Annotated in this window: 9 protein-coding genes; all 9 read right to left on the reverse strand. The window is 73.3% G+C overall.

All coding sequences use genetic code 11. The features are described from left to right. Positions 1 to 7: 7 nt before the first annotated feature. The 9 genes from ftsZ to ACMCNN_RS21090 all read right to left on the reverse strand — a co-directional run bounded on the left by ftsZ (position 8) and on the right by ACMCNN_RS21090 (position 13,035). On the reverse strand, positions 8 to 1,135 hold the full coding sequence (gene ftsZ / locus ACMCNN_RS21050) for a cell division protein FtsZ (protein ID WP_412742229.1): 1,128 nt from the start codon (positions 1,133 to 1,135) through the stop codon (positions 8 to 10). Positions 1,136 to 1,446: 311 nt separating this feature from the next. Then, positions 1,447 to 2,250 (reverse strand): cell division protein FtsQ/DivIB, encoded by an 804-nt coding sequence (locus ACMCNN_RS21055; protein WP_412742230.1) that lies wholly within the window; start codon positions 2,248 to 2,250, stop codon positions 1,447 to 1,449. A 3-nt stretch (positions 2,251 to 2,253) separates the two neighbouring features. Then, positions 2,254 to 3,624 (reverse strand): UDP-N-acetylmuramate--L-alanine ligase, encoded by a 1,371-nt coding sequence (murC, locus tag ACMCNN_RS21060; RefSeq protein ID WP_412747235.1) that lies wholly within the window; start codon positions 3,622 to 3,624, stop codon positions 2,254 to 2,256. A gap of 85 nt (positions 3,625 to 3,709) precedes the next feature. Beyond that, positions 3,710 to 4,819, reverse strand: a complete 1,110-nt coding sequence (gene murG / locus ACMCNN_RS21065) for an undecaprenyldiphospho-muramoylpentapeptide beta-N-acetylglucosaminyltransferase (RefSeq protein ID WP_412742231.1) — start codon at positions 4,817 to 4,819, stop codon at positions 3,710 to 3,712. 57 nt (positions 4,820 to 4,876) lie between these two features. Beyond that, positions 4,877 to 6,268: an FtsW/RodA/SpoVE family cell cycle protein gene (locus ACMCNN_RS21070; protein WP_412742232.1), complete on the reverse strand. Its 1,392-nt coding sequence runs from the start codon at positions 6,266 to 6,268 to the stop codon at positions 4,877 to 4,879. Between the two features lie 71 nt (positions 6,269 to 6,339). Next, on the reverse strand, positions 6,340 to 7,443 hold the full coding sequence (gene mraY / locus ACMCNN_RS21075; RefSeq protein ID WP_412742233.1) for a phospho-N-acetylmuramoyl-pentapeptide-transferase: 1,104 nt from the start codon (positions 7,441 to 7,443) through the stop codon (positions 6,340 to 6,342). Further along, positions 7,440 to 8,813, reverse strand: coding sequence for a UDP-N-acetylmuramoyl-tripeptide--D-alanyl-D-alanine ligase (locus tag ACMCNN_RS21080; protein WP_412742234.1), 1,374 nt, complete (start codon positions 8,811 to 8,813; stop codon positions 7,440 to 7,442). The genes mraY and ACMCNN_RS21080 overlap by 4 nt, the downstream gene beginning before the upstream one ends. A gap of 34 nt (positions 8,814 to 8,847) precedes the next feature. Next, positions 8,848 to 10,371 carry a UDP-N-acetylmuramoyl-L-alanyl-D-glutamate--2,6-diaminopimelate ligase gene (locus ACMCNN_RS21085; protein ID WP_412742235.1) on the reverse strand — a complete coding sequence of 508 codons (1,524 nt, stop codon included), beginning with the start codon at positions 10,369 to 10,371 and terminating at the stop codon, positions 8,848 to 8,850. Positions 10,372 to 10,422: 51 nt separating this feature from the next. Beyond that, complete coding sequence (locus tag ACMCNN_RS21090) at positions 10,423 to 13,035, reverse strand: penicillin-binding transpeptidase domain-containing protein (protein ID WP_412742236.1); 2,613 nt, start codon at positions 13,033 to 13,035, stop codon at positions 10,423 to 10,425. Between the last annotated feature and the right edge of the window lie 203 nt (positions 13,036 to 13,238).

Here is a 13,238-nt window from a genome sequence, read left to right on the forward strand (position 1 = left end):
GCCGCCCTCAGGACCCGTTCTTGAGGAAGTCCGGGACGTCCACATCGTCGAAGAGCACCCGGCGCGGCGGCGGGGTGGTGGCCGCCTGCGGCGGGTTGTTCACCGGCACCGGCGACGTCGGGGCCGCCGCGGGCGGCGTGGCGGCCGGCTGCGCCTTGCGCGCCGGCTCGGCCGGCTTGTACGAGGGGGTGCCCCCGTCGAAGCCCGCCGCGATGACCGTGACCCGCACCTCGTCGCCGAGCGCGTCGTCGATGACCGCGCCGAAGATGATGTTGGCGTCCGGGTGGGCCGCGTCCGTGACCAGCTGCGCCGCGTCGTTGATCTCGAACAGGCCCAGGTCGGACCCGCCCGCGATGGACAGCAGCACGCCGCGGGCGCCGTCCATGCTCTGCTCCAGCAGCGGGCTGGAGATGGCCTTCTCGGCGGCCTCGACCGCGCGGTTGTCCCCGCGCGCGCTGCCGATGCCCATCAGCGCGCTGCCCGCGCCGCTCATGACGCTCTTGACATCGGCGAAGTCCAGGTTGATCAGACCCGGCGTGGTGATCAGGTCGGTGATCCCCTGGACGCCGGAAAGCAGCACCTGGTCGGCCTGGCGGAACGCGTCCATCATGCTGATGCCGCGGTCGCCGAGCGCCAGCAGCCTGTCGTTCGGGATGACGATCAGGGTGTCGCACTGGTTGCGCAGCTCGTCGATGCCGGACTCGGCCTGCACCTGGCGGCGCTTGCCCTCGAAGGAGAACGGCCGGGTGACCACGCCGATGGTGAGCGCGCCGAGCTTGCGGGCGATGTTGGCCACGACCGGCGCGCCGCCGGTGCCCGTGCCGCCGCCCTCGCCGCAGGTCACGAAGACCATGTCGGCGCCCTTGAGCACCTCCTCGATCTCGTCGCGGTGGTCCTCGGCGGCGTTCTTGCCGACCTCGGGCTGGGCCCCCGCGCCGAGCCCGCGGGTCAGTTCCCGCCCGACGTCCAGCTTGACGTCGGCGTCGCTCATGAGCAGCGCCTGGGCGTCCGTGTTGATCGCGATGAACTCGACGCCCTTGAGCCCGACCTCGATCATGCGGTTCACGGCGTTCACGCCGCCGCCGCCGATGCCGACGACCTTGATGACCGCAAGGTAGTTGTGTGGAGGTGTCATCGGGCTCAGCCATCCCTTCCAGGGTTGGCGGACGCGAAGGCCCCGCGGTCGGCCAGACCGCTTCGTGTCCGCTCCGTACAAGGGAGGGCGAGGAAACCCTCACCCTCTACTAGAGGCTTAGGTTTATGTCAACCTCTCAACCTCTCGACGCAACGTATTCGGCCGTCAGTCCCGATCCAAGAACCGCCCCGGCGTGTCGGCGTCCCCTTACGTGATGAGTATCCGACTCACCCGTAACCTCGCAAGCAATGCGCCGTTTAGGGCTTAATGTCCGATCGACGGGCGCCGTTTGATCGATGCCGAAGCAGGCCTCAGCGCAGCGTCACGACTTCCGGCGCGCTCACGTCGATCGTGTTCTCGGGACGCTTGAGCAATGCCGTCGACACCGTGGCCTTGGTCGGGCTCTGCGTCTCGTCACCCCAGATGATCGTGCGATGCCCGCGCAGCTCCAGCCGGATCTGCGCCGGTGCCCGTACGGAAATCTCGGTCAGCTGTTCGCGCAGTTCGTCGGTGAGCGCGGCCAGCACGGTCAGCGCCGACCTGGTGTTCACGTCCTGCGGCCCCGGCGCGGCCAGCCGGGCCAGCGGCAGCCCCGGCGGCGCCGCCGACACCGTCCGGTACGCCACCCCCGCGCCGTCGATCAGGGTGACCCCGTCCTTGCCCGCCGGCACCGCGGCCACCGGGCGCCGCTCCACGACCTCGATCTCGATCGTGGCGGGCCAGGACCGCGACACGACCGCCCGGTCCACCGCGGGCAGGGCTTGCACCCGTGCCTGCACCGCGTCCAGGTCCACGCGGGCCAGCGGCGCACGCATCGACACGGCCGCGGCCTCTTCCACCTGCGCCGACGTCAGCGTCTCGGCGCCGACCACCCGCACCTCGCGCACGCCCAGCAGGGAGGTGCCATACACCATCCAGACCAGCGCGCCGATCACCGCGACGACCCCGGCGCCCACCGCCCAGGGCAGCAGCGCACGCAACCGGCGGCGCCGCGCCCGCGCCATGAACCGCCGCACCGACGACGGCACGGCGTCGGTGTCCGCCCGGACGAGCCGCCAGTTGCGGCCCTCACCGGCGCCGTTGCCTTTGATCTTGGAGGAGCGGGCGCCGGGCACCGGCTACCGCCCGTCGGCCTCGGCCAGCGCCGCCAGCAGCTCGTCGCCCATCAGCGAGATGGGCGGCGCACCCATGGTGACCACCACGTCACCCGGGCGGCTGCGGCGCACCACCTCGGCGGGCACGTCCGACCAGGACGGTACGAACACCTTGCGGTCGTCGGGCAGGTCGATCGCCGCGGTCAGCGCCACCCCGCCCTCGCCCGGCCCGCGCACCTCGCCCGGTCCGAACACCTCCATCACCACGACCTCGTCGGCCAGGGCCAGACCCTCGGCCAGCTCCGCCTGCAGATCCCGGGTCCGGTACACCCGGTACGGCTGGAACACCACGACCAGCCGCCCGTCGCCCGCCACCTCCCGCAGCGTGCGCAGCGCCGCGGTCACCGAGGTCGGGTGATACGCGTACTCGTCGTAGACCCGTACCCCCGCGGCGTTGCCCTTGCGCTCGAAGCGCCGGCGCACTCCGGGGAAGGAGGCCAGCGCCTCCGCGATCGAGCCGAACCCGATGCCCAGCTTCAGCGCCGTGAGCACCGCCGCGGCGCTGTTCAGGCCCATGTGCAGGCCGGGCAGCGCCAGGTGCAGCTCGCCCAGCGGCTTGCCCTCCAGGTACGCCTCGTAGCGCACCCCCTGCACGGTCGAGGTCACCTCGGCGATGCGCAGGGTCGCGTCCGCGGACTCCCCGTACGTGTAAACCGTGCGGCCGCGCTCGCGCAGCGCCGCGATCAGCGCGGCCACGCCGGGGTCGTCGGCGCAGGTCACCACGAACCCGTCGGCGTCGGTCAGCTCCGCGAACTGCAGGAAGCCCGCCTTGAGCCCGGCCAGGTCGCCCCAGTTGTTGAGGTGGTCCGCCTCGATGTTCGTGACGATCGCGACGTGCGGGCGGTAGATGAGGAACGACTTGTCGCTCTCGTCGGCCTCGGCCACGAAGTGCGGGCCGGTGCCGTGGTGGCCGTTGGAGCCGGCCTCGGAGATCTCGCCGCCGATCACGAACGACGGGTCCTGCCCGGCGTGCTGCAGGATCACCGTCATGATCGAGGTGGTGGTGGTCTTGCCGTGGGTGCCGGCCACCGCGATCGTCCGGCGGTTGGTCATGGCCGCCGCGAGGGCCTCGGAGCGGTGCAGCACCCGCAGGCCGCGGCGGCGCGCCTCGACCAGTTCCAGGTGGTCCTGCGGGATCGCGGTGGAGTAGACCACGGTGTCGACGCCGTCCAGGTTGGACGCCTCGTGGCTCATGTGGATCGTGCCGCCCAGGGCCCGCAGCGCGGCCAGCGCGGGCCACTCCCGCAGCTCGCTGCCGGAGACCGGCACCCCACGGGTGAGCAGCAGCCGGGCCAGCCCGCCCATGCCCACCCCGCCGATACCGATCAGGTGCATCGTGCCGAGGTCCTCGGCGGTCAGCCCGCCGGCCGGTGTCAGCTCCGCGGCGTTCACAGGTCCACTCCCCAAGCTCCCAGGTCACTCATCGTCCGGCCACCGCCTGGCAGACGAAGTCCAGCAGCGCCTCGTCGCCGTCGCGGCGACCGTACGTGCCGGCGGCCGCGCCCATCGCGGCGAGCCGCTGCGGGTCACGGGCCAGCGGGATCACCGTACGCTCCACCCACTCGGGGCTCAGCTCCGCGTTGTCCACCAGCAGCCCGCCGCCGGACTCGACCACCGGCCCCGCGTTGCGCCGCTGCTCCTGGTTGCTGTACGGATACGGAACGTAGATCGCGGGCAGGCCCAGGGCGGTGGTCTCGGCGACCGTGATCGCCCCGCCCCGGCACAGCATGAGGTCCGCGGCCGCGTACCCGAGCTGCATGTCCGACAGGTACGGCACCACGACGTACGGCACGGGCAGGTCGCTGGGCACCTCGAACGGGTCGTTGCGGCCGCCCTGCACGTGCAGCACCTGCACGCCCGCGTGGGCCAGCTTCTTCGCCGCACCGGCCACCGCCAGGTTGATCGTCCGCGCCCCGGAGGAGCCGCCCGAGACGAACAGCACCGGCAGGTCCGGGCGCAGCCCGAAGTGCGCGAGCGCCTGCGGGCGCAGGGCCGCCCGGTCGAGCTGGGTGATGCCGGTGCGCAGCGGCACGCCGACCACGCGGGCGTCGCGCAGTGATTCCGCCTGCTGCGGCTGATGCGGGAACCCGACGGCGACGTGCTTGGTGAACTTCATGCCCACCCGGTTCGCCACGCCGGGCGGCACGTTCACCTCGTGCACCACGATCGGCAGCTCCCGCCGCCACGCCGCCAGATAGGCGGGCACTGACACGTACCCGCCGAAGCCGAGCACCACGTCGGCCTCGACCTCGTCGATCACCTTGCCGGCGGCGTGCGCCGACTTGTACATCCGATCCGGGGTGCGCAGCAGGTCCAGGTTGAACGAGCGGGGCAGCTGGTAGGCGGGGATCACCCGCAGGTCGTAGCCGGCGGGCGGGATCAGCTCGTTCTCCATGCCCTTGGGGCTGCCCAGGGTGGTGATCCGGACCTCGGGGAAGTGCCGGCGCAGACAGTCGGCGAAGGCGAGCAGCGGGTAGATGTGGCCACCGGTACCTCCTCCGGCGAGCACGACCGACCGCAGCACACCCATTCCCGTCTCCTCTCCCCATTCGCCCGCCACCCTAGAGCGGAGCCGTCAGCGCCCCGGCTAAGGGCGGCCCTTCCCGGCGCTCGCGGGCGCCCGGCCCGCCGGTTTCGGGGTGCCCGAGCGCTCGGGACCCGGCCGGCGAGGCGCTGGCAGCGGCGGTAGCGGGGCCCAGAGTAGCCGTACCCATCGCGCGGGCGGACGGGCGTGCAGCGCCCGCGCCGCATCCGGCTCGGCCCGCGCGAACGAGGCGAGGATGCCGATCGCGGCCATCGTCACGACCAGGGCGCTGCCGCCCGCCGAGATGAACGGCAGCGGCAGGCCGGTGATCGGCAGCAGCCCCACCACCCCGCCGATGTTGATCACGGCCTGGGCGACCAGCCAGGTGGTGACCGCGGTCGCGGCCAGGCGGCGGAACGGGTCCTGGACCCGCCGGGCGATCCGGAACCCGGTGTACGCCAGCACCGAGAACAGCGCCAGCACCACGGCGCAGCCCACCACGCCGAGTTCCTCGGCCACGATCGCGAAGATGAAGTCGTTGTCGGCCTGCGGCAGCCAGTCCCACTTGAGGGCGCTCTTGCCCAGCCCCACGCCGAACCAGCCGCCCTCGTAGATCGCCGAACGGCCCTGCAGGAGCTGGTAGCAGGCGCCGATGGAGCAGTTCTCCGGCGGCTGCAGCCAGTTGGCGATCCGGGCGAACCGGTAGTTCGGCTCGCCCACCTTGCCGGATCCGGCGCCGCGGGAGGCGGCGGCGATGAGCAGCCCGATGCCGGCCGTGCCCAGCACCGCCAGCGCGGCGAAGACCCGCAGCCGCACCCCGGCGGCCCACAGCAGGCCGACGATCAGTGCCAGCAGCACCAGCATGGTGCCCAGGTCGTTGTAGCCGACCAGCACGAACAGCAGCCCGATCACCGGGAACAGCGGCGTGGCCAGCTCGCGCCAGTGGCCGAGCGCGGGGCCCTTGCGGGCGACCAGGTCGGCGCCCCACAGCACCACGCCGAGCTTCGCCAGCTCCGACGGCTGCACCCCGACCGGTCCGAGATAGAGCCAGAGCAGCTCGGCGTGCACCGGGCCGAGCTGCGGTTCGTGCAGCAGCTTTACCTTCTGCAACGCCATCAGCGCGTCGAGCACCACCAGCAGCACCACGGCCACGGCCAGGATGTACCTGCCGAGGGTGCGCAGGGTGCGCGCGGGCAGCCGCTGGCAGATCCAGAACCCGACGAGGCCGAGCAGCGCGTACACGGCCTGCTTGCCGATCATGGAGAAGGCGCTGCCGTGCTGCGCGTACGCCTTGACGCTGGTGGCCGAGAAGACCATGGTCAGGCCGACCAGCAGCAGCAACCCGGAGCTCGCGATGAGCAGGTAGTACGAGCTGAGCGGCCGGGCCAGTAGCCCGTGCACCGCCGGCAGCAGCTGCCGGCTCAGCGACGGTCGTGTCCGCTGGTCCTCCGCCATGGGATCATCATCGCGGCGCGGGCCCGGCGGACCCGCACACCGTGGGCGCGTGTCGCCGGGAATTGTGAGAGCTATCCCATGACCGCGAGGAAGTCGCTGTAGAACAGACCGAGGCCGATGGCCACGCAGATCCCCGCGACGATCCAGAACCGCACCACGATGTTGACCTCGCTCCAGCCCGCCAACTCGAAGTGGTGCTGCAGCGGCGACATCCGGAACACCCGTTTGCCTGTCGTCTTGAACGAGATGATCTGGATGACCACGGACATCGTGATGATGACGAACAGGCCGCCGATGATGATCGCCAGCAGGGTCGTCCGGGTCGCCATGGCCAGGCCGCCGACCAGCCCGCCCAGTCCGAGCGCGCCCGTGTCACCCATGAAGATCCGCGCCGGTGAGGTGTTCCACCACAGGAAGCCCACGCAGGCTCCGGCGGCGGCCGCGGCGATCAGCGCGATCTCCAGCGGGTCGCGCACCTCGTAGCAGTAGGCCGCGCCCTTCGCGTACGTCGTGTCGCCGCACCAGTGCCGGTACTGCCAGAACCCGATCAGGGTGTACGCGCCCAGCACCAGGATCGTGGCGCCGGTGGCCAGCCCGTCCAGTCCGTCGGTGAGGTTCACGCCGTTCGACATGGACATGATCACGAAGACGAAGATCAGCACCGAGCCGACCTTGCCGACGTCGAGCAGGCTGATGTCGCGGATGAACGAGATGTGCTCGCTGGCCACGGTCTGCCCGTTGGTGCTGGGCGCGTAGAGGGCCGCGATGCCGAAGCCCGCGCCGACCAGCAGCTGACCGAGCAGCTTGCCCTTGGCGCTGAGCCCGCCCGAGTGCCGCTTGCGCACCTTGAGGAAGTCGTCGAGGAAGCCGACCGCGCCGCAGAACACGAACAGGCCCAGCAGCACCAGCGCGGTCATGGTCGGGCCGACCTGCGCGATCTGCTGCTCGGGCAGGGTGGTCAGCGCGACGTGCCCGGCCACGTACGCCAGCACCGTGGCCACGATGAACGCCACGCCGCCCATCGTCGGCGTGCCCTTCTTGCCCTGGTGCGTGGCCGGGCCCACGGCACGGATCGGCTGACCCGCCTTGAGCGCCGTGAACACCCGGATCGCGACCGGGGTGCCGAACAGCGAGATGATGAAGGCGACCGCGGCCGCGACGATGACTGCCCTCACGGGCGTACCCCCTCGGGCCGCAGGCTGTCCGCGACCTCCCACGTGCGATATCTGGATCCCTTGACCAGCACCACATCGCCGGGGTGCAGGTCGAGTTCCGCGATGGCGGCCGCCTGGTCGGCGGCGTGCACCGCCTGGCCGGTCCACGAGCCGACCGTGGCCGCGCCGGCCAGGATCGGGGCGGCCTCGGCCACCGCGATCAGCCGGTCCACGCCCAGCTCGGCGGCCAGCCGCCCGACCTGTTCGTGGCCGGAACGCTCGTACTCGCCCAGCTCGGCCATGTAGCCCAGGACGGCGACCGTGCGCCGCCCCGCGCCGAGCGCCGCGAGGGCCCGCAGCGCCGCCTCGGTGGACGACGGGTTGGCGTTGTACGAGTCGTCGATGACCGTCACGCCGTCGGGCCGGTCGAAGACGTCCATGCGGCGCACCGACGCGATGCCTACCTCGCCGAGCGCCGCCGCGACGTCCGCGATCGGCATCCCGGCGGCCAGCGCGACCGCGGCGGCGGCCAGCGTGTTGCTCACCTGATGGCGGCCCGTGACAGCCAGGCGCACCGCGGCCTCGTGTCCGTCCGCGACCAGCGTGTAGGAGGCGCGCCCCCGGTCGTCCAGCGTCACGTCGACCGCGCGCACGTCCGCCTGCTCCGCCTCGCCGAACCGCACGATCCGGGCCTTGGTGCGGCCCGCCATGGCGGCCACCAGCGGGTCGTCGGCGTTGAGCACCGCGATGCCGTCGGCGGGCAGCGCCTCGACCAGCTCACCCTTGGCCTCGGCGGTGCCCTCGACAGAGCCGAACTCGCCGAGGTGCGCGGCGCCGATGTTGAGCACCACGCCGATGCGCGGCGGCGCGATCTGCGCCAGGTGCCGGATGTGGCCGATGCCGCGGGCCCCCATCTCCAGCACCAGGAAGCGGGTGTCCGGACCGGCCTTCAACACCGTGTACGGGTGCCCCAGCTCGTTGTTCAGCGAGCCGGGCGGCGCGACCGTGGGCCCGAGCCGGGCCAGCAGCTGCCCGATGTAGTCCTTGGTCGTGGTCTTGCCGGACGAGCCGGTGAGCCCGACGACGGTCAGCCCGTCCAGGCGGTCCACCACCACCCGGGCGAGCCGGGCCAGCGCGACGAGCTGGTCGGCCACCACCACGCCGGGGGCGGGAGTCTCCCGGGTGCCCAGCACGCCGGCCGCGCCCGCCGCCACGGCGGCCGCCGCGAACTCGTGCCCGTCCACCCTCTCCCCGTCGAACGCCACGAACAGCCCGCCCGCGGTGAGCTTGCGGGAGTCGAATTCGACAGGGCCGGTGACGCGTACGCCCGGCTCGCCGACCAGGCGCCCGCCGGTCACCTCGGCGATCTCGTCGAGGGTCATGCCGATCACGCGGCACCTCCCGCTGTGCGCCGGGTGCACTCGCTCATGCGGGACCGCCGGTGTCACCGGACCGCACGGTCAGCGCGGCGGCGAGCTCGATCCGGTCGTCGAACGGCAGCACTTCGCCGCCCACCTCCTGACCCCGCTCGTGTCCCTTGCCCAGCACGGCGACGACGTCGCCCGGGCCGGCGTACCGTACCGCCTCGTCGATCGCGGCGCGACGGCCCGCCACCTCAAGGATCTTCGCGTGGCTGCCGGCCTGCTCCGCGCCCTGCCGGACGGCCGCGCGTACCGCGGCGGGGTCCTCCGTGCGCGGGTTGTCGTCGGTCACGACGAGCAGGTCGGCGCCGCGGGCGGCCGCGGCGCCCATCAGGGGCCGCTTGCCGCGGTCCCGGTCGCCGCCCGCGCCGAGCACGGCGATCAGCCGCCCGCCCCGCGCGGTGGCCAGCTCGCGCAGGGCGGCCAGCGCGGCGACGATGGCGTCGGGCTTGTGCGCGTAGTCGACGACGCCGAGCACGTCGCCGGGCGCCTCGACCCGCTCCAGCCGGCCGGGCACCCCGGGGCAGGCCGCGACGCCGCGGGCGGCCACGGCGGGTTCGATGCCGACCGCGGTCAGCGTGGCGATGGCCAGCAGCGCGTTGGCGATGTTGTGGCGGCCGGGCAGCGACACCCCGGCCGGGACGTCGACGCCCGGACCGTGCAGCGTGAACTCCTGCCCGAACGCCGACTCCCGCACGTCGGTGGCGTACCAGGTGGCGGACTCGTCGCCCGCCGCGGAGTAGCTGATCGTGGCGGGCTTGAACAGCGGCACCAGGGCCGGGTCGTCGAGGTTGAGCACCTCGGCGCGGCACCGCCCGTCGAACAGTTTCGCCTTCGCCGCGAAGTAGTCGGCGGAGTCGGCGTGGAAGTCCAGGTGGTCCTGCCCGAAGTTGGTGTACCCGCCGGCCGCGAAGCGGACCCCGCCGACCCGGCCGAGGCTCAGCGCGTGGCTGGACACCTCCATCACCACGGCCGACACGCCCCGCTGCACCGCCACGGCCAGCAACGCGTGCAGGTCGGTGGCCTCCGGGGTGGTGCGCTCACTGTCGATCACCAGGTCGCCGAGGCGGGTCTCCACCGTGCCGATCAGCGCGGTGCCCAGCCCGGCCGCCCGCAGCCCCGACTCCACCAGGTACGCCGTGGACGTCTTGCCCGCAGTACCGGTGATCCCGATCACCGTCAGCGCGGCGGTGGGGTCGCCGTAGATCGCCGACGCGGCGGCGCCGAGCACCGCCCGCGGATCTTCGGTGACCAGCACCGGCAGCCCCGCGGCGAGCGCGGCGGCCTGCCCGGCGGGATCGGTCAGCACCGCCACCGCACCGGCCGCGGCGGCCGCGGCGACGAACTCGGCGCCGTGCCGGCGGGCGCCGGGCAGCGCGGCGTACAGATCACCGGGGCGGACCTCGCCGCTGGCGTGCGTCACCCCGGTCACGGCCGTGTCCGCGCCGGTCAGCGCCGCGGGCAGCGCCGCGGCGAGATCGGCCAGCCGGTACGGGGATAAGCCCTGAGGGCGGGGAATGCCGGACACGGCGTCAGACCCTACCCGGTGTCCGGCACCTCGCCGTCAACGCCACAGTCACTACGGATAGATCTTGAACTTGGGTGCCTTCGAACCGGACGGCGGCACCCGGTAGTGGGCCAGCGCGAACGACATCATCTTCTGGAACGCCGGTGCGGCCACCTCGCCGCCGGTGCCGTTGGCCACGTCCGCGAAGACCCCGATCACGAACCGGGGATTGTCCGCGGGCGCCATGCCGATGAACGAGCCGGCGTTATGGCTGGTGTAGCGCCCCTCCACGAGCATCTTGCCGGTGCCGGTCTTACCCGCCACCCGGTAGCCGTCGATCGCGGCCCGGGTGCCGGTGGCGCCCTTGACGTCCACCACGGCCTCCATCATAGTGCGCATCTGGCGGGCGACCTCCGGGCTGAGCACCCGGCGCGTCTGCGGCGCCTCGGCCGGGGTGACCGCGCCGGTCGTGCCGGAGATGGTGTCCTTGATGAGGTGCGGCTGCACGTACAGGCCGTCGTTGGCGATCGTCGCGTAGCCGGCGGCCATCTGGATGAGGGTGGCGTCGACGCTCATGCCGATCGGCACCGAGCCGGAGGCGGAACCGCTCCACTGCTCCGGCGCCAGCAGCCGCCCGCTGGCCTCGCCCGGCGTGCCCTCCCCGGTGGCCTTGCCGAGGCCGAACTTCTGCTGGTACTCGTACAGCTTCTGCTTGCCGAGGCGGTCGGCGATGAGGATCGTGCCGACGTTCGACGAGTACGCCAGCACCCCCGGCACGGTCAGCTTGGTGCCCCGCGGCTGCGGGTGGGTGTCCGGGAACCGGGCCCCGCCGCGCATCAGAGCGGGCCCGACCGTGATGGCCGACTGCGGGGTGATGGCCCCCTCCTGCAGCGCCGCCGCCAGCGTGAACGCCTTGTGCGTGGAGCCCGGGTCGGCCACCACGCTGCTGGCCACGTCGTCACGGTCGGCGGGCTTGGCGTCGAACGGCTTCGCCGCGTTGTACGCCGGGTAACTCGCCTGCGCCAGCACCTCGCCGGTCTGCACGTCGAGCACCACGGCCGCGCCGATGGTGGCGCTGACCCGCCGCATGTCGTCGCTGAGGAACCGCTGCACCTCGAACTGCAGGTCACGGTCGATGGTCAGCTGCAGCGACGTACCGGGCTGGGCCGGGGTCTCGTGGTGGTACCCGCCCGGGATCTCCTTGGCCAGCTGCCCGGAGTCCACCCTCGGGTTGCCGCGCTCGTAGACCCGCTCGCCGTCGGTACCGCGCAGCAGCTCGTCGTAGCGGGCCTCCAGCCCCTCCAGGCCGGTGTGGTCCTCGCCGGTGAAACCGATGAGGTTCGCGGCCAGGTCGGCGCCGGGCACGTCGCGCCGCTCGTCGCGGTCGGAGCTGATGCCGGGCAGTTTCATGGCGTCGATCCGGTCCGCGACCGCGATGTCCACGCCCCGGGCCAGGTACTGGAAGCGCGACCAGCCGCCGAACGGGCTCTTCTTGCGGGCCATGAGCTGCTGGAGCTTCGACGGGGCGATGCCGAGCAGCGGCGAGAGGCGGGCGGCGGCGTCCGCCGGGTTCTTGACCAGCTCCGGGTCGGCGTAGATGTAGCGCGCCTCGACGCTGTGCGCCAGCACCGCGCCGGAGCGGTCCAGGATGCTGCCGCGCGGTGCGGGCAGCACGACCTCGGCCAGGCGGTTGTTACGCTGTTCGAGGAGCCTGCGCGCGTCGGCGGGCGACTCCATGACCTGCATGGTGACCAGCCGGACGCCGATGGTCACGAACAGCGTCAGCGCGAGGACGGTGCCCAGGCGCAGCCGCCGGGTGCTGTTGGCCAGCTTCGGCGGCTCCGGTGGCGCCGCGGGCACGGGACGCTTGGGTGCGTACCGGGCGGCGTTGGCGGGGCGGCCGCGCGCGGTCCGGCGCGGTTCGGGCGCGACGGCGCGCTCCCGGTCATTACCTCCGGTACGCCGGGCCGTCGCCCGCTGCCGCTCCCCGCCCGCCGTGCTGCGGGTCTTGGAGGTGCGGCCGTTCGCGGACCGTGGCGCGGCCTCGGCGGCGCGGTCCCGTGGCGTCCGGGGGGCGCCACCGTCGACGCCGCGCCGCCGCACCGCATCGTCGTCACGGTCCCGCCGCGGGCGCCGCGCCCCATCGTCGTCGTGGTCCCGTCGCGGCCGGCGGGCCGCATCGTCGTCGTGGTCCCGCCGCGGCCGGCGGGCCGCATCGTCGTCGCCGCGGTCGCGCGGCGTGCGGCGGACCGCGCCGTCGTCACGCTGCGGGCGACGGGCCGTACCGTCGCCACGCTGCGGGCGACGGGCCGCTGCGTCGTCGCCGCGCTGCGGGCGACGGCCCGCATCGTCGTCGTCATGCTGCGAGCGGCCAGCCGCGTCGTCGTCGCCGGGCTCGCGCTGGCGGCGGGCCGGGCCGTCGTCGCCGCGGCGGCGTGGGGCCGGCTGGCCGTCGTCGAGCACCTGCAGCGCCGGCCGGAACGGATCCGTTGTCCGCCCGGTGCGGGGGCTGCGGGTGCGCTGGTCGCTCTCCCGGACGGTACGTCCGCGGGGCGTGTAGGCGCGGGCGTCGCCGATGCCGGTGAACCCGGGATCGGCCTCGCGCCCGTCCGTCGGCTGCTCACGAGAAGCGCCGCGCCGGGGCTGTGGACCCCGGCGCGGCGGCTCGTCGGCACGTGGTGGCATCCGGCCTACCGCCCGGTGCCCGGCACGCTGTTCGGCTGGCCGCCCTGCGGCAGGCCGGCGTCACTCCGCGGCGCCCCGGCACTTCCCGCATCACCCTGCGTCGCGCCGGCAGTCCCCGCGTCGCCCTGCGTCGCCCCGGCATTTCCCGCGGTGCCTGCCGGCACGGCGTCACGCCCGGCTCCACCCTGGAGGGTGCCGCCGGT

The sequence above is a fragment of the Krasilnikovia sp. MM14-A1004 genome (genome assembly GCF_047159485.1).
Lineage (GTDB): Bacteria > Actinomycetota > Actinomycetes > Mycobacteriales > Micromonosporaceae > Actinoplanes.